The sequence below is a fragment of the Microbacterium sp. 70-16 genome, from assembly GCF_001898315.1.
Lineage (GTDB): Bacteria > Actinomycetota > Actinomycetes > Actinomycetales > Microbacteriaceae > Microbacterium.
On record NZ_MKTQ01000028.1, the window covers coordinates 264,124 to 280,299 of the forward strand.

At 69.1% G+C, this 16,176-nt stretch carries 11 protein-coding genes and 1 pseudogene; 3 read left to right on the top strand and 9 right to left on the bottom strand.

The genetic code is table 11. The features are described 5' to 3' along the window. Positions 1-16: 16 nt before the first annotated feature. The 5 genes from pulA to BGO46_RS13360 all read right to left on the bottom strand — a co-directional run bounded on the left by pulA (position 17) and on the right by BGO46_RS13360 (position 10,589). On the bottom strand, positions 17-6,076 hold the full coding sequence (gene pulA / locus BGO46_RS13340; RefSeq protein ID WP_292675356.1) for a pullulanase-type alpha-1,6-glucosidase: 6,060 nt from the start codon (positions 6,074-6,076) through the stop codon (positions 17-19). A gap of 125 nt (positions 6,077-6,201) precedes the next feature. After that, the gene (locus BGO46_RS13345; protein ID WP_292675359.1) at positions 6,202-7,392 is read right to left on the bottom strand and encodes a bifunctional 2-methylcitrate synthase/citrate synthase; all 1,191 of its coding nucleotides are present in this window, start codon (positions 7,390-7,392) and stop codon (positions 6,202-6,204) included. A gap of 2 nt (positions 7,393-7,394) precedes the next feature. Further along, on the bottom strand, positions 7,395-8,297 hold the full coding sequence (gene prpB / locus BGO46_RS13350) for a methylisocitrate lyase (protein WP_292675361.1): 903 nt from the start codon (positions 8,295-8,297) through the stop codon (positions 7,395-7,397). A 139-nt stretch (positions 8,298-8,436) separates the two neighbouring features. Continuing rightward, a complete protein-coding gene (locus BGO46_RS13355) occupies positions 8,437-9,957 on the bottom strand; it encodes an MmgE/PrpD family protein (RefSeq protein ID WP_292675364.1) in 1,521 nt (506 codons plus the stop codon). Further along, on the bottom strand, positions 9,954-10,589 hold the full coding sequence (locus BGO46_RS13360) for a GntR family transcriptional regulator (protein ID WP_292675367.1): 636 nt from the start codon (positions 10,587-10,589) through the stop codon (positions 9,954-9,956). Before BGO46_RS13360 ends, BGO46_RS13355 begins: the two co-directional genes overlap by 4 nt. Positions 10,590-10,708: 119 nt before the next feature. Between BGO46_RS13360 and BGO46_RS13365 the strand changes: the two genes are divergently transcribed. Then, a complete protein-coding gene (locus BGO46_RS13365; RefSeq protein WP_292675369.1) occupies positions 10,709-11,245 on the top strand; it encodes a ribonuclease H in 537 nt (178 codons plus the stop codon). A 99-nt stretch (positions 11,246-11,344) separates the two neighbouring features. Here BGO46_RS13365 and BGO46_RS13370 read toward each other — a convergent pair whose 3' ends face one another. Genes BGO46_RS13370 through rlmN form a run of 4 tightly spaced genes read right to left on the bottom strand, consistent with a single transcriptional unit; the run spans position 11,345 to position 14,544 of the window. After that, positions 11,345-11,704, bottom strand: a complete 360-nt coding sequence (locus BGO46_RS13370; protein WP_292675372.1) for a VOC family protein — start codon at positions 11,702-11,704, stop codon at positions 11,345-11,347. 58 nt (positions 11,705-11,762) lie between these two features. Beyond that, positions 11,763-12,236, bottom strand: coding sequence for an NUDIX domain-containing protein (locus BGO46_RS13375; protein ID WP_292675375.1), 474 nt, complete (start codon positions 12,234-12,236; stop codon positions 11,763-11,765). 19 nt (positions 12,237-12,255) lie between these two features. After that, a complete protein-coding gene (locus BGO46_RS13380) occupies positions 12,256-13,269 on the bottom strand; it encodes an aldo/keto reductase family protein (RefSeq protein ID WP_292675377.1) in 1,014 nt (337 codons plus the stop codon). A gap of 42 nt (positions 13,270-13,311) precedes the next feature. Continuing rightward, positions 13,312-14,544 carry a 23S rRNA (adenine(2503)-C(2))-methyltransferase RlmN gene (rlmN, locus tag BGO46_RS13385; protein ID WP_292675380.1) on the bottom strand — a complete coding sequence of 411 codons (1,233 nt, stop codon included), beginning with the start codon at positions 14,542-14,544 and terminating at the stop codon, positions 13,312-13,314. Positions 14,545-14,810: 266 nt separating this feature from the next. Between rlmN and BGO46_RS13390 the strand changes: the two genes are divergently transcribed. Both BGO46_RS13390 and BGO46_RS13395 read left to right on the top strand, forming a co-directional pair. After that, entirely contained in the window at positions 14,811-15,929 is a 1,119-nt protein-coding gene (locus tag BGO46_RS13390) for a glucose PTS transporter subunit IIA (protein WP_292675436.1), read from the top strand. Beyond that, positions 15,902-16,123: pseudogene (locus BGO46_RS13395) on the top strand (family 1 glycosylhydrolase); the annotation flags it as partial. The gene BGO46_RS13390 and the pseudogene BGO46_RS13395, both read left to right, overlap by 28 nt. Positions 16,124-16,176 lie beyond the last annotated feature (53 nt).

Here is a 16,176-nt window from a genome sequence, read left to right on the forward strand (position 1 = left end):
GAGCCGCGTACTCCGCTCAGTACGCGACCACCGGCAGCACCCCTCGCGCACGGGAATCGAGCCAGCCCGGCGCTCCGGTGAACGTCACCCGGATGACGTGCAGGCCACGACTCACCTTCGGCAGCGTGACCGAGAAGCGTCCGCGGTCCGACGCATCCAGCTCGACCGTCCCGACCGTCTTGCCGTTGTCGGTCACCGTGACGGTGCCGATCGGAGCGCTCCGGTCATCCGCCGTGACCCGGCCCGACACGTCCACGGTCGAGCCGCCGCGCACGAAGGCGCGGTTCGGCTGCGCCGTCACGTGCGTGGCGACCGGCTGCACCTGCGCTTCGGTCAGCACGGCGACCGAGCGCGCAGGCACCGTGACGGTTCCCGTCGTGGCATCCCACGTCGTCGTCTTCACGACGGCGTCCGCCCCGTTCGCCTGAGCCGCCGTCAGCGCGAACGCCCGGCCGGCGAGCGCCGGCAGCTGCTGCGTCGTCGGCTCGGTCGAGGCGTTGAACACGACGAGCGCGCCGGAAAGATCGGGATCGACGTCGTCGCCGACGAGATCGTCGATCAGCATCGTGATCACGCCGGGCGTCGCACCCGCGGCGCCGCTCGGGAACGACACCTTCTGCTCGATGCGCTCGGCCGAGCCGAGCCGCAGCAGGGGAACCTCGCCGCGCACCCGCAACAGGTCGAGAGCGGATGCCTCGGCCGCAGCGATGTCGGCGGCGCCCGGCTTGAGTGCGGGGTTCGCCAGCAGCGGCTGCATGATGCTCCACTTGTCCTGGTTGTCGGCGGCGGGCGGCAGGCCCGATCCGAAGGTCGACTCCTGCCCCGTCCAGTCGATGCGGTTGAACCAGTCACCCGAGTTGAAGCTGTTGCGGTCGAGCGATTTCGAGCGCAGCAGCTCGGTGCCCGCGTGCCAGAAGGACGGCGTCTGCGAAAGTGTCACGGTCGCGAGCGAGAGCGTGTTCATGCGCACGCGATCGGCCATCGTCGTGTCCGTCGGCAGCTTGAGAACACCGAGGTCGTACAGCGTCTCGTTGTCGTGGGCGTCGACGTAACTGATGATCTCGTCGGGCTGCGCGGCGTACCCGGCCGCCTGCCCGTTGTAGTCGAGATCGGAGCCCTTCTTCAGCGTGCCGTCGGATGTCGGGAACGAGAAGTCGGCGAGATTGCCCGCGAGCCCGAGCTTGACCAGGTCGGTCAGATGTCCGAGGTCGGCGAGCGCCTGCTCGGGCGTCCCGTTGATCGCGTCGCCGTTGGGATCGGTCGCGAGGCCGGTGCCGAAGCCCTGCCGGAAGGTCGAGCTGCTGTCGACGGGGCTGCCGCCGTGCACCGCGTCGCGCAGCCGGTCGCTGAACGTGCCGATTCCCGTACCGCCGAGGTTTCCCTGCCGCGCCTGCACGAACAGGGCGTCATCGGCGACCTCGCCGAAGTTCCAGCCCTCGCCGTACAGGTAGACTTTCGATCCGTCGACGCCGTCCTTCTTCAGCGTCAGCTCATCGAGCGCGGCACGGACCGCGAGCATGTTCTCCTTCGAGTGATGCCCCATCAGATCGAAGCGGAACCCGTCGACCTTGTACTGCTTGGCCCACAGCACGACCGAGTCGACCATCAGCTTCTCGGCAACCTCGTGCTCGGTGGCGACGTTCTGGCAGCACGTCGAGGTCTGCACCGCGCCGTTGCCATCGAGCCGCTGATAGTACCCGGGTACGACCTTGTCGAGCACCGACGTATCGGCCTGGCCCGATGCCGAGGTGTGGTTGTACACCTCATCGAGCACGACCTGCAGACCCATCGAGTGCAGCGAGCCGACCATCGAGCGGAATTCGCTGACGCGCGCCCCGCCCTCCGCATTCACCGCGTACGATCCCTCGGGCGCCTGGTAGTGATACGGGTCGTACCCCCAGTTGAAGCCGTCGGCGTCGGCGACCGCCGCGACGCACGCCTGCTGCTCCGCCGAGTCTGGCGCGAACGAGGCGAGGTCGCACGCGGGCGTCGCCTGCTCCGAGCGATCCTCCTCGATCGTCGCGATGTCGAACGAGGGCAGCAGGTGCACCGTGTTGATGCCGGCGGATGCCAGCTGCTTCAGCTGCCGCGTGCCGGCGCTGTCGCGCGCGAACGCGAGGTAGGTGCCGCGCTCGTTCTCGGGCACCGTCTCGTCGGTGATCGAGAAGTCGCGGATGTGCAGCTCGTAGATCGCGCGGTCGACGTCGCGCGCGATGACCGGCGCCTTCGCCTTCGTCCAGGTCTTCGGTTCCCACGCCTTGTCGTTCAGGTCGATCGCGACCGACCGGGTCGAGTTCGTCGTGAGCGCGATCGAGTACGGATCGGTGACGTCGTTCGTCTCGATCTTCCCCGTGGTCGGGGCGTAGACCCTGACCTCCCAGAGGTACTCGTCGCCCTTGAGTGCCTTCGCGCCCGTGACGGTCCACGTCCCGGATGCCGCGTCGAACGAGGCGTCGTGCCGTGCGGGGTCGCCGGTCTTCCCCGCATTCCACGTCAGCAGGGTCGCGGTCTGTGCCGTCGGCGCCCACAGCCGGAACGTCGGCTTCGACCCGCGGAACGACACACCGAGATCGTCGTCGGCCACGGCATCCGCATACAGATCGTCGAGCACGCCCGGAATCTGCACGCCCGTGAACGCGGTGAGCACACCGTCCGCGCCGCGCTGCGCGACGGCGAGTTGGCCGCGCAGCAATGCGGCGACGGCATCCCGATCCTGCCCCTCGACGTGCAGGGCGATGAAGCCCGACAGGGCGGGGAAGCGGCCCCGCTGCTCGCCGGTGAGTCCTGACGCGACGCGGGTCAGCGCGACGGGGTCACCGCCGGTGACGTCGCCGTTCGTCACCGCGAGCTCTGCCGAGGCCGAGCCGTAGAGCTGCCACGCCGCCCCATCGGCCGGTGCGCCCAGCTCGCCCGGCCACGCGATGGTGTCGGCGTCGATCCAGTGCGCGCGCGACTGTCCGATGCCGGTGAGCGGCGGGTCGGCCGACTCGATCTCGAGCGAGTGCGTCGCGGAGTCGTACGTGAACGTCACGCGCTTGCCCTCCGTCGCCGAGAACGCGATGTTGGGGCCGTCCTTCACGCCGCCGTCGCCGTAGTTCTCGTCCCAGCCGAGGCCGTGGGTGACCTTGAGTTCGTACGACCCGGTCGGCAGCTTCGTCGTCGAGAATTCGTAGACGCCGTCGCGGTCGCCGTCGAACATCATGGCGCGCAGGCAGTCGGGCGCCCAGTCGCCGGCGCAGCCGAGCTCGGACTGGAACGAGCCCGCGAGCGTCACGACCGGCCCCTCGATGCTCGATTGCACGACCTTCGTGCGGGGATCGAACCAGAACGTGATCGGACCGCCGGCATGGCTGATCGCGATGTTCGACCCGCTGAGCACACCGTTCGCGCCGTAGTTCTCGTCCCAGCTCTTCTCGGTCGCGACCTTGTACTCGTAGTCACCCGCGGGCAGGTCGACCGTGAGGCGCCAGATGCCGTCCACCTGCGTCATCTGCGCCTGATCGCAGTCGGGCGCCCAATCCCCCGCGCAGCCCATCTCGGAGTTGAGCGATCCCGGAATGCTCACGAAGTCGTACGGTGTCGCGTCGTCGGGCTCTTCCGGCGTGGGCTCCTCGGTGAGGTTGACGCGGTTCCCGACCGACGCGTAGGTGGACGCCGCGGAGCGGTGGCCGGCGGCATCCGTCGACACGGCGCGGTACTCGACGAGCGTGCCCGCCGCGAGCCCCGCGACGTCGTGGAAGACGCCGGGCGTCGTGTCTTCGGCGGTGCCGAGGTCGTGCCACTCGTCGCCGCCGACGACGCGCCACGCGAAGCTCGTCTGCCGCCACGATTGGTCGACGGTCGCCGAGACGGCGACCTGCCCCGACAGGCCGGCGCCCGCCACCGGCACTGCGACCTCGATCGGCGCCGCCTCGGCGGGCGCGGTGACCTTGCCCCCGGCGCGGTACACGACAGCCGACAGCGCGGGGACGGTGACGGATGCCGCGGCATCCGCACCCGTCGTCACCGTGCCGGTCGAGCCGTACAGGCCCGTGAAGCTCGCGTCGGCGGTGAGGGTCGGGACCGTGACGGTCGCAGCGGATGCCGTGTTGTTGAGCGCGACGAGGTATTCGACCTTCTCGTCGGTGCCGACACGCGAGAACGCGTAGACGCCGTCCTGCGCGTAGCGCTCGATCTGCGCCCCGTCGACGAGCGCGGGGTGGTCCTTCCGCAGCGAGGCGAGAGCCGCGATGTGCGTGTAAAGGCCCGTGTCGGTGCCGTATCGGTCGACCGACCCGACCGGCGTGCCGTCGATCAGGTTCTGGTTCTGATACTCGGGCACCTGGCTCGCGAACAGCGTCTGGCGGGCGCTCTTGTCGTTCCCCGGGGCGGCGCCCGTGAAGCCCTGCTCGTCGCCGTAGTAGACGACGGGCTGGCCGCGACTGAGGAACAGCAGGTCGTGGGCGAGAAGATCGCGCTGCTCGGCATCCGCCGTGTCCTTCAGGAAGTACCCGATGCGCCCCATGTCGTGGTTCCCGAGGAACGTCGGCAGCGCCGTCGCCGACGAGTCGGGCGTCGTATAGCGGTCATCGCCCGCGAACATCTTCTGCAGCACCTCCGCGTCGCCGCCCTTCGCGAAGCTCGTCGCGGCGGACTGGAAGGCGAAGTCGAGCACCGAATTCATGTCGGTGTCGCGCACGTACGGCGAGAGGACGGCGGGGTCGGCGTCGTACACCTCACCGAACATGAAGAAGTCCGGCTTGCCCTGGCTGTGCGCGTAGTCGAGCACCTTCGTCGTCCACTGCTGCCAGAACGGGAAGTCGACGTGCTTGGCCGTGTCGATGCGGAAGCCATCGATGCCCATGTCGATCCACGACTCGTAGACCTCGGCGAAGCCGTTCACGACGGTCGGGTTCTCGGTCATGAGGTCGTCGAGTCCCGAGAAGTCGCCGTAGGTCGTGGACTCGCCGGTATAGGTCGAGTCGCCGCGGTTGTGGTACAGAGTGACGTCGTTGAGCCACGCGGGGACCTTCACGTCCGCCTCGGACGGGTCGACCACCGGCGTGTAGGGGAAGCTCGTCGCGGCATCCATCGCCGGGAAGGTGCCGGTGCCCGCGTAGTCGGCGGGGTCGAACGCGTTGCCGGCGGCGTCGGTGTACGGCTTGGCCGCCTGGTCGATGTAGGTGTACTGGTTCTCGGCGTAGGAGATGACGTCGGCGGTGTGGTTCGTGATGATGTCGAAGTAGACGTCGATGCCCCGACCGTGCGCGTCGTCGATGAAGGCCTTGAGCTCGTCGTTCGTGCCGAGGTGCGGGTCGATTCGGGTGAAGTCGGTGATCCAGTACCCGTGGTACCCGGCGCCGGCGTTCGCCCCCTCGCCCTGCACGGGCTTGTTCATGAAGCTCGGCGTCAGCCAGATCGCGTTCGTGCCGAGCCCCGCGATGTAGTCGAGGTTCGCGCGCAGCCCCGCGATGTCGCCGCCGTTGTAGAAGCCGGTCGAGGTGGGGTCGAAACCGGTCGTCAGGCGATCGCCGCTCAGTCCCCCGGTGTCGTTCGTGGCGTCGCCGTTGGCGAAGCGGTCGGTCATCACGAAGTAGAACTGCTTGCCGTCGCCGGGTTGACGCACCGGAGCGGAGACGAGCGCGTCATCGGCGGTCGTGTAATCGGATGCCAGGGACTCCGCCTCGATCGCGATGCGGTGCGACTCGTCGTCGTACACGAAGCGCAGCGTGGCGGGGCCGGCGACGGTGAGGGGGATGTTCGCGCCGCCCGCCGCGCCGTCGGCGCCGTAGCTCTCGTCCCAGGCGCCGTTCAGAGCGACCTTGTACTCGTAGGTGCCTGCTGGCACGTCGAACGTCTTCGCATACCGCGTCGTGCCGTCGATGGGCTCGAGCGCGGTTGCCGCACACGTGGGATCCCAGTCGCCGAGGCATCCCACCTCGCTCTGCAGATCGCCGACGAGGGCGGGGGTGCGGTCGGCCGCGAGCGTGGGGCTCGCCCCGACCGCGACCGCGCCGGTCGCGACCACGAGGGCGCTCGTCAGGACGGCGATGGCTCGCCGTGCGGAAGTGGACAGGGTCGTCGTCGACTGCGGCACGTGGAGCTCCCGGGGTGTGCGGGCACGGCGCCGTGCCCTCTGCGGTTGCTCTCCACGCTACTGGGACCGGTCACAGCGCGGTGTGAGAATCCTCTCATCCGGCTATGCGCGGGCTGAGTGCGGGCTCAGTCCTCCGCTTCAGCCGCCCGCAGCGAGATGGTCGACGTGCCGACCTCGTCGACGAAGCCCTCAATGTGACGCTCGTCGGGGCCGACGTACTCCGACAGCGGGCGGATCAGAGCGTTGGCTCCCGCCTGCTCCATGATGTGCGCCGTCCACCCCACCACGCGCGCCGCGACGAACAGCGGGGTGAAGGTGAGAGTGTCGAAGCCGATGAGGTTGTAGGCGGGACCCGACGGGTAGTCGAGGTTGGGGTAGATGCCCTTGCGCGCCACGAACTCGCGCTCGAGCGTCGCATACAGCGCCTCGACGTCGGGGCGGTCGTAGTAGGCGATGAGGGTGTCGAGCGCCGCCTTCATCGTGGGCACGCGCGAGTCGCCGTGTTTGTAGACCCGGTGCCCGAAGCCCATGATCTTGCGCTTGTGGGCCAGGGCGTCGTCGAGCCAGGCGACGACGTTGTCGGCGTCCCCGATCTCGTCGAAGATGTGCAGCACCGCCTCGTTGGCACCGCCGTGCAGCGGGCCCTTGAGCGCTCCGATGGCCCCGACGACGGCGGAGTAGAGGTCGCTGAGGGTCGAGGTGATGACCCGCGCGGTGAACGTCGACGCGTTGAACGAGTGCTCGGCGTAAAGGATCATCGACCGGTTGAACGCGTCGACCACGATGGGATCGAACTCCTCACCGAAGGTCATCCAGAGGAAGTTCGCGGCGTAGTCGAGGTCATCGCGCGGCGCGATGAGCTCCTGACCGCGGCGGCGGCGCTGGCCGTACGCGACGATCGCGGGGAGGGCGGCGAACAGGCGGATGCTGCGCTCGAGGTTCTCCTCGGCGGTCCCCGTCGCGTCGAGCACGGACCCCGTGCCGGCGAGGTCGCGGGCGCCCAGCACGCTGACGGCCGAGCGGACCTCGTCCATCGGGTGCGCGTCGAGCGGCGTCAGGTCGATGACGGCCTTCACGTCCTCGGCGAGCCGTCGGTGGGCACGCTCGGTCGCGCGCAAGGCCGCGAGCTGGTCGGCGTCCGGAAGGTCGCCGTTCCAGAGCAGATAGGCGACGGCCTCGAGGGACTGGGTCGCCGCGAGCTCGTGCACGGGGTAGCCGCGGTAGAGCAGCGAGTTGGTCTCCGGGTTGACCTTGCTGATGGCCGTAACGTCGGCGATGACGCCGGTCAGGCCCTTGTGGATGTCCTGGTCAGGCATGCTCACTCCTTCGTGATCTGGAAGTTGAAGACGTTCGTGTCGAAGTGGTTGTACGCCTCGTAGTCGATCAGGTCGTACAGCTCTGCGCGGTGCTGCATCTGGTCGAGCTGCCCCGTGAGGTGACCCTCGGAGTTCAGCGTATCCAGCGCACGCCCCGCCGCGCCCATGGCCATGCGCAGGAGCGATACCGGCCAGATGACGATCCGCACCCCGGCATCCCGCAGCTGGTCGACCGAGAACAGCTCACTCTTGCCGAACTCGGTCATGTTGGCGAGGATCGGCACGTCGACGGCCTTCGCGACCGCCTCGAACTCGGCGACGTCGCGCATGGCCTCCGGGAAGATGGCGTCGGCCCCGGCATCCACGAGCGCCTTGGCTCGATCGATCGCGGCGTCGAGCCCGTCGATCGCACGGATGTCGGTGCGCGCCATGATCAGGAAGTTCGGGTCGCGGCGGGCGTCGACGGCCGCGCGGATGCGCTTGAGCGCCGTGTCTTCGTCGACGACCTGCTTACCGTCGAGGTGGCCGCATCGCTTGGGGTTGACCTGGTCTTCGATGTGGGTGCCGGCGATCCCGGCATCCTCGAGCGTCTGGATCGTACGGGCCACGTTCATCGGCTCGCCGAAGCCCGTGTCGGCGTCGATGATCGCCGGCAGTTCAGTCATGCGGGCGATCTGCTGCCCGCGCCCGGCGACCTCCGTCAGCGTCGTCAGGCCGATATCGGGCAGGCCCAGGTCGGCACTGAGCACCGCACCCGAGATGTAGACACCCTCGAAGCCCTTGCGCTCGATGAGTCGGGCGCTCAGCGGGTTGAACGCGCCCGGGAACCGCAGCAGCTCGCCCGCCGCGAGCCGTTCGCGCAGCAGCCGCCGCTTCTCTGTCGCCGGTGTCTGGCTGTACAGCATCAGTTCCTCCCTCTCTTCTGTTCGGTATTCAGTCTCCGCGCGGTGCGCGCGAACGCCGCGCCGCGAGATTCCGCGGGATGGCAGCCGCCCGCCGAGCGCGGAGACTGAATTGCGAACGCGCGCGCGGCGAGCCCCGCCATCAGAACAGCCCGCGCGGGCTCGGCACCGCGGCCAGAACCCCCGCCTTCGCGACGATGTTGAGCTCGCGCACCTCGTCGGCGGTCAGCTCGGGCAGGCGCTGCGCGAGGGTCAGGAACCGCTCGATCTCCTCCGGCGTCAGCACGGGCTCGGCCAGCAGGCGGAACTTCGCGACGTAGTCGGCGCGGGCGAACGGGCGCGCCCCGAGCGGGTGCGCGTCGGCGACGGCGATCTCGTCGGTCAGCACGGTGCCGTCGGCGAGGGTGATCTCGACGCGGCCGCCGAAGGCCTTCTCGTCGGGGTCTTCGGAGTGGTAGCGGCGCGTCCACTCGGCATCCTCGGCCGTCGTGATCTTGTGCCACAGCGCGACGGTGTCTTCGCGCCCCGCCCGCGCGGGCAGGTACGAGTCGACGTGGTGCCAGCCGCCGTCCTGCAGCGCGACCGCGAAGATGTACGGGATCGAGTGGTCGAGGGTCTCGCGGGATGCCTTCGGGTCGTACTTCTGCGGGTCGTTCGCGCCCGAGCCGATCACGTAGTGGGTGTGGTGGCTCGTGTGCAGGACGATCGACGCGACGTCGGCCGGATCGAAGGATGCCTCGCGGTGGAGCTTCCGGGCCAAGTCGATCCACGCCTGGGCCTGGTACTCGGCGGAGTGCTCCTTCGTGTACGAGTCGAGGATCGCGCGCTTGGGCTCGTCGGGGGCGGGCAGCGGCACGTCGTAGGAGGCATCCGGCCCATCGAGCAGCCACGCGATGACGCCGTCCTCGCCTTCGTAGATGGGCGAGGGCGAGGTCTGTCCGCGCATGGCACGGTCGACGGCTTCGACCGCCATCTTCCCGGCGAAAGCGGGGGCGTGTGCCTTCCAGGTCGAGATCTCGCCCTTGCGCGACTGGCGGGTAGCGGTCGTCGTGTGCAGCGCCTGGCCGACGGCCTGGTAGATCGTGTCGGCGTCGAGGCCGAGCAGCGTGCCGATGCCGGCGGCGGCCGACGGGCCGAGGTGCGCGACGTGGTCGATCTTGTGCTTGTGCAGCGAGATCGCCCGCACGAGGTCCATCTGGATCTCGTACCCCGTCGCGATGCCGCGCACGAGCGCCGCGCCGTCCTTGCCGGCGTGCTGGGCGACCGCGAGGATCGGCGGGATGTTGTCGCCGGGGTGCGAGTACTCGGCGGCGAGGAACGTGTCGTGGTAGTCGAGCTCGCGCACGGTGACGCCGTTCGCCCACGCCGCCCACTCGGGGCTCGTGCGCGTCTCGCTCGGCTCGCCGAAGATCGTGCTGCCCGCGCCGCCGCGCGAGACGGGGTGGTCGAGCGCCTGCGCCCGCGCCGCCGTAACGGGTCCGCGGGTGAGGGATGCCGCGGCCACCGACGCATTGTCGATGACGCGATTGATGATCATGTCGACGACCTCGGGCTCCACGGCGACGGGGTCGGCGGCGACCTCGGCGATCTTGAAGGCGAGCTGGTCGGCGCGGTCGAGGTTCTCTTCGCTGCGGTGGACGCGGACGTGATGTGTGACGGTCATGCGCTGGTCTCCAGTGATTCGAGGATCGAGGTCAAGGCGTTGTGCAGGTGGACGTGGGTCGCGTGCGCGGCGAGGTCGGCGTCGCCCGCGCCGACCGCGGACGCGATGAGGCGGTGCTCCGAGACGGATGCCGCGAGGCGTTCGGGCTTGTCGCGGGCGAGCCGGCGCACACGCACGAGGTGGGTGCGCACGTTCCGCATGGCCGCCGTCAGGTAGTCGTTGGCGACCGCGGCATCCAGCGCCCCGTCGAATCGCGCGATGAGCGCGTAGTACGCATCGGGGTCGGCCGCGGCATCCGTTCGGGCGAACTCGGCCGCGAGGGCTGCGAAGCGGTCACGCTCGGACGTGTCGCGGGCGGCAGCCAGGCGCGCGGCGAGCTCTTCGAGCGCGCGGCGCAGGTCGAACAGCTCGCGGATGTCGTCCGCGTCGATGTCGCTGACGACCGTGACACGCGGGGATGCCTGGACGACGAGCCCGTCGGCGGCGAGGCGACCGAGCGCCTCGCGCAGCGGCGTGCGGCTCACGCCGAGCCGCGTCGACTGGTCGACTTCGCCGAGCACGGTGCCCGGCGCGAGGATGCCCGACTGGATCTCGTCGAGGATCGTGACGTATGCCCGGTCGCTCGCTCGCATGACGCCATTGTATACATAATCTTACGGTTCTGTTCATGTCGGGATACCGAGCGGATGCAACGTATACATCGCCGGCGGGGGCTGCGGGGGTCGAGCCGCGCATCGACTACCGTCGAGGGGTGACCGATTCCTCCCCCCGCTATGTCGTGGCCACCGACGGCGCCTGCAAGGGAAACCCCGGGCCGACCGGCTGGGCCTGGGTCGGCGAAGACGGCCAGTGGGCTGCGGGGGCGATCCCCGTCGGCACGAACAACATCGGCGAGTTGATGGGACTGCTGAAGGCCATCGAGGATCACGCCGACGTCGCGCACCTCGTCGTGCAGGCTGACTCGAAGTACGCGATCGACACCTATTCGTCGTGGATGGATGCTCATCGCCGTCGCGGCTGGAAGACCTCGACGGGCGCACCCACGAAGAACCGCGATCTGCTCGAGCAACTCATCACCGCCCGCGACGCGCGGCGCGACGCGGGCCTGCCTGACGTCATGCTCGAGCACGTGCGCGGGCACCGCGGTCACGTGCTCAACGAGTGGGCCGACGAGCGCGCCGTGCGGGGCGCCGAGCACGCCGCGAAGGGCACCGCGAGCGCGTGGTCGTCGCTCGGCGGCCTGCATCCGACCCTCGACGTGTCGTCCGCCCCTTCGAAGAAGCGCTGACCTGGCGTTCGTAATTCAGTCTCTGCGCCGCGAAAACCCCGATCGCAACGGTTCGACGGTCGGTACAACGCCGCTCAGACTGAATTACGACCGCGCGAGTCAGTCGGTCGTGCCCTCGAACAGCCCGATGTGGTTGCCGTCGGGGTCGACGATGACGGCCCACCAGCTCTTGTCGGTGATGTTCGCCTTGGCCATCGCGACGGTGCCGCCCGCGGCGCGCGTCTTCGCGACCGTCTCGTCGATCGAGTCGACCTCGACATACGACCGCGGCTGGGTGAACCCCTCGCCGCGCGGCGCGAGCCCGCCACCCGAGATGCCGTTGGGTGCCGACCACATGGGGTAGCCCTCGAACCCCTCGATCTCGGCGATCTTCCACCCGAACAGTCCGGAGTAGAAGTCGGCCGCCTTCTTCAGGTCAGAAACCGGGATGTCGATGTGCGTGATGTCTCCGTGCGCCACGATGGCCCCTTCCGTCGGCCCACAGTCTGCGCCGCACGCCCCACACCTCACAAGAGGGTCAGGGCACCAGGAACGAGGCCAGGCGATCGAGCGCGGAGCGCTGGCCCGCGACGAGCCGCGGGCGGGCGCGGGCCAGCGGCATCCACTCGACGCGGTCGACCTCGGGGAAGGCCTGCACGCGGCCCGACCGCGGAGGCCACTCCAGCTCGAACTCGCCGAAGACCGCCCCAGCCGGGTCGAATCCCGCCCCGTCGGCCACGAAGACGGTCACCCGCTTGCCCGAGCTGTACGCGAACGTGCCGAGCTCGGCATACTCCCCGACCGGCGGCTCGAGCCCCAACTCCTCGCGGAACTCGCGCTTCGCGGCATCCAGCGGCGCCTCGCCCGATGCGTCGTATTCCCCCTTGGGAATGGACCAGGCGCCGTCGTCCTTCGCCGCCCAGTACGGGCCGCCCATATGTGCGACGAGCGCCGACACCTCGCCGTCCGGGTCGACCCGATACAGCAGGATGCCAGCGCTCGTAACAGCCACGACGGCTCAGGCCGGTGGCTCAGGCCGGGCGACCCTTGGGGGAGACCTTGTAGGTCTCCTCCGGGTCGGTCACCGACACCCCGGCGAGCGCGGCGTTGACGGCGTCGTACGCCGCCTGCTCGAGCACGATGTCGGATGCCTTGACGGTGTCCTCGAGCTGCTCGGGGCGCGAGGCTCCGACGAGGGCCGCGGCGATGTTCGGGTTGTGCAGCACCCACGCGAGCGCGAGCTGCGGCACAGTGATGCCGGCCTCGTCGGCGATCGGGGCAAGCTTCTGCACGGCCTCGAGGACCTCGTCGCGCAGGAACCGCTTGATGAAGTTCGCGCCGCTCTTCTCGTCGGTCGCGCGCGAACCGGCGGGCACCGGCTGGCCGGGCAGGTACTTGCCGGTGAGCACGCCCTGCGCGAGCGGCGACCACACGATCTGCGAGATGCCGAGCTCCTGCGAGGTCGGGATCACCTTCTCTTCGATCACGCGCCACAGCGCCGAGTACTGCGGCTGGTTTGACACCAGCTGGAAGCCCAGCTGCTTCGACAGTGCGTGACCCTCGCGCAGCTGCTCGGCCGTCCACTCCGAGACGCCGATGTAGAGCGCCTTGCCCTGACGGACGATGTCGGCGAAGGCCTGCATCGTCTCTTCCAGTGGGGTCTCGTAGTCGTAGCGGTGCGCCTGATACAGGTCGACATAGTCGACCTCGAGGCGGCGGAGCGACCCGTTGATGCCGTCGAAGATGTGCTTGCGCGACAGCCCCTGGTCGTTCGGGCCCATGCGCCCGATGGGCCAGTAGACCTTCGTGAAGATCTCGAGCTGCTCGCGGGGCTGCCCCTTGAGCGCCTTCGCGAGCACGACCTCGGCCGCCGTGTTGGCGTATGTGTCGGCCGTGTCGAACGTCGTGATGCCGAGGTCGAGAGCCTTGTGCACCGTCGCGATCGCCGCATCGTCACCAACCTGCGACGCGTGCGTCACCCAGTTTCCGTAGGTGATCTCCGAGACCTTGAACCCGCTGTTGCCGAGATAGCGATAGTTGACCATGCCTCCACGCTACCCGCGCACGCGGGTGCCGCGGCGCGCGTATCAGTCGACGGGGACGGATGCCGCTACCGCGCGGTCTTCCTCGGTCGCGACCAGCTGCCCGCACGCGCCGTCGATCTCCTTGCCGCGGGTGTCGCGGAGGGTCGTCGGGATGCCGGCTTCGTTGAGCCGTCGCACGAACTCGCGCTGCACGTCCTTCTCGGAGGCCGTCCACACTGAACCCGGCGTCGGGTTCAGCGGAATTGGGTTGACGTGCACCCAGCCGCGGCCGCGCTCGTTGAGCTTCTGCGCGAGCAGGTCGGCACGCCAGGCGTGGTCGTTCATGTCCTTGATGAGCGCGTACTCAATCGACACGCGGCGCCCGGTCTTCTCGAAGTAGCCGCGCGCGGCGTCGAGGGCTTCGTCGACCTTCCAGCGCGAGTTGATCGGAATCATCTCGTCGCGCAGCCGGTCGTCGGGCGCGTGCAGCGACAGCGCGAAGGTCACCGGGATGTCTTCCGCCGCGAGCTTGTTGATCGCCGGAACGAGACCGACGGTCGACACCGTCACGCCGCGCGCGCTCATGCCGAGGCCGTGGTCCCCATCGACCATCGTGCGCACCGCCTGCATGACGCGGTTGTAGTTGGCCAGCGGCTCGCCCATGCCCATGAAGACGATGTTGGTGACGCGCTCGTCGGGGTGCTCGGCAGGCCCGAGCTCGCCCGCGCGGATCGCGGCGTTCGCGCGCACGACCTGCTCGATGATCTCGGCGGCCGACATGTTGCGGGTCAGGCCCGCCTGCCCCGTCGCGCAGAACGGGCAGTTCATTCCGCAGCCGGCCTGGCTCGACACGCACAGCGTGATGCGGCCCGGGTAGCGCATGAGCACCGACTCGACGAGGGCGCCGTCGTGCAGCTTCCAGAGGAACTTGATCGTGTCGCCGCGGTCGGTCTGCAGGCGCCGCACCTCGGTGAGCAGGTGCGGCAGCAGCCCCGTGACGAGCTCTTCGCGACCGGATGCCGGAAGGTCGGTCATCTGCGCCGGGTCGGACGTGTAGTGCTGGAAGTAGTGCTTCTCGATCTGCTTCGCGCGGAAGCCGGGCAGTCCCAGCTCCTTCACCTTCTCGACCCGCTGCTCGGGGGTGAGGTCGGCGAGGTGGATCGGCGGCATGCCCTTCTTGGGGGCCGCGAACTGCAGCAGCGGACGCCCCTCGGCATCCTTCTGCTGCGTCCACCCCTCGGTGCGGGGTCGAACCTGGCGCGGCTTCGTGGAGCGCACGGGGGTGGATTCGGTCATGTCTCAAGGGTACCGACGCCACCTGGGCGCACGGCGGGTGCGCGCTGCCCGGGCGGGTCGACGTCATCGAGTGCGAGCCCGCGCCGCGCGCGCACCTGCCCCCACGCGAAGGTGAGCGCGAACCCGAGCAGCGCCGCCGCCGCCCCGGCCAGCAGGTACAGGCCCCCCGAACCCGGCGCGATCGACGCGACGCCGAGGACTCCCGCAGCTCCCAGCGTGATGGCTTCGACGTGCCACCCGGCGAGGATGCCACGATCATCATCATCGTGTGGCTGCAGGGCTACGCCGAGCGCTGGCTCATGAAGGTGCTGCCCGGCGCGATCCGCCGCTTCGTGACGCCGATGATCGTCGTGCTCGTCGCCGTGCCGATCGTCTTCCTCGTCATCGGCCCGATCTCATCGCTGTTGGGCACGTGGCTCGGCGACGGCATCGGCTGGGTCTTCGAGGTCGTGCCGTGGCTCGGTGGCGCGATCATGGGTGGTCTGTGGCAGGTCTTCGTGATCTTCGGTCTGCACTGGGGTCTGGTCCCGGTTTTCCAGATCGAGTTCCAGACGACCGGTCAGATGCTGCTCATCGCTCCCGTCTTCGCGGCCGTGCTGGCCCAGGCCGGTGCTGTCGCCGGCGTCTGGGTGCGTGCGCGCAACAAGAACCTCAAGTCGCTCGCCGCTCCCGCGACGCTGTCGGGCTTCCTCGCCGGCATCACCGAGCCCGCGATCTACGGCCTGAACCTGCCCCTCCAGCGTCCCTTCGCCTTCGGCATCGTCGGCGGTGCGCTCGGTGGGGCGATCATCTCGATGGGTTCCGTCTTCTCGACCGCGTTCGTCGTGCCCGGCGGCCTGGCCCTGCCCGCCCTGTTCGGCAACGGCAACATGCTGATGCTCGCGCTGGGCCTCGCCGTCGCGATCCTGCTGCCGTTCATCCTCACGATCGTCGTCGGTTTCACAGAGCCGGCTGAGGATGCCGCTACTCCCGCCGCGGGTGCCGACGCCGCCAACGACGTCGCGATCCTCTCCCCCGTCGACGGCACCGTGATCTCGCTGAGCGAGACACCGGATGCCGCGTTCGCGGACGGCTCGCTCGGTCAGGGCGTCGCGATCCGCCCGCGATCGGGCGCTGTGTACGCCCCCTTCGACGGCACCGTTGTCGCCGCGTTCCCGACCGGCCATGCGTTCGGACTCCGCCACGCCGACGGCACCGAGGTGCTCATCCACATCGGCATCGACACGGTGAAGCTGAACGGCGAGCACTTCTCGGTGAAGGACGGCGACGCGATCGAGAAGGCGGGCTACGACCTGACCACCCCGGTCATCGTCACCAACCCCGACCTGTACCCCGAGATCGCGGTCACCTCGTGCAGGTCGGCGAGGCCCTCGCCGATGGCGTGAACGTGCTCGGCTACACGACGTGGGGTTGCATCGACCTCGTCTCGGCATCCACCGCGCAGCTTTCCAAGCGGTACGGCTTCATCTACGTCGACCGCAATGACGACGGCACCGGCACGCTCGACCGCTTCAAGAAGAAGTCGTTCGACTGGTACGCCGAGGTCATCCGCACCAACGGAGCGTCGCTGCAGTCATGACCGACACCGGCCGCCGCGCCGTCTTCCTCGACGTCGACGGCACGATCATGCAG

Coding starts and splice junctions, on each gene's coding strand:
- BGO46_RS13345 (WP_292675359.1), bottom strand. CDS start 7,392: ATGCCTGACCAGGACATCCACAAGGGCCTGACCGGCGTCATCGCCGAC.
- rlmN (WP_292675380.1), bottom strand. CDS start 14,544: ATGACCGAATCCACCCCCGTGCGCTCCACGAAGCCGCGCCAGGTTCGA.
- BGO46_RS13380 (WP_292675377.1), bottom strand. CDS start 13,269: ATGGTCAACTATCGCTATCTCGGCAACAGCGGGTTCAAGGTCTCGGAG.
- BGO46_RS13355 (WP_292675364.1), bottom strand. CDS start 9,957: ATGACCGTCACACATCACGTCCGCGTCCACCGCAGCGAAGAGAACCTC.
- prpB (WP_292675361.1), bottom strand. CDS start 8,297: ATGCTGTACAGCCAGACACCGGCGACAGAGAAGCGGCGGCTGCTGCGC.
- BGO46_RS13360 (WP_292675367.1), bottom strand. CDS start 10,589: ATGCGAGCGAGCGACCGGGCATACGTCACGATCCTCGACGAGATCCAG.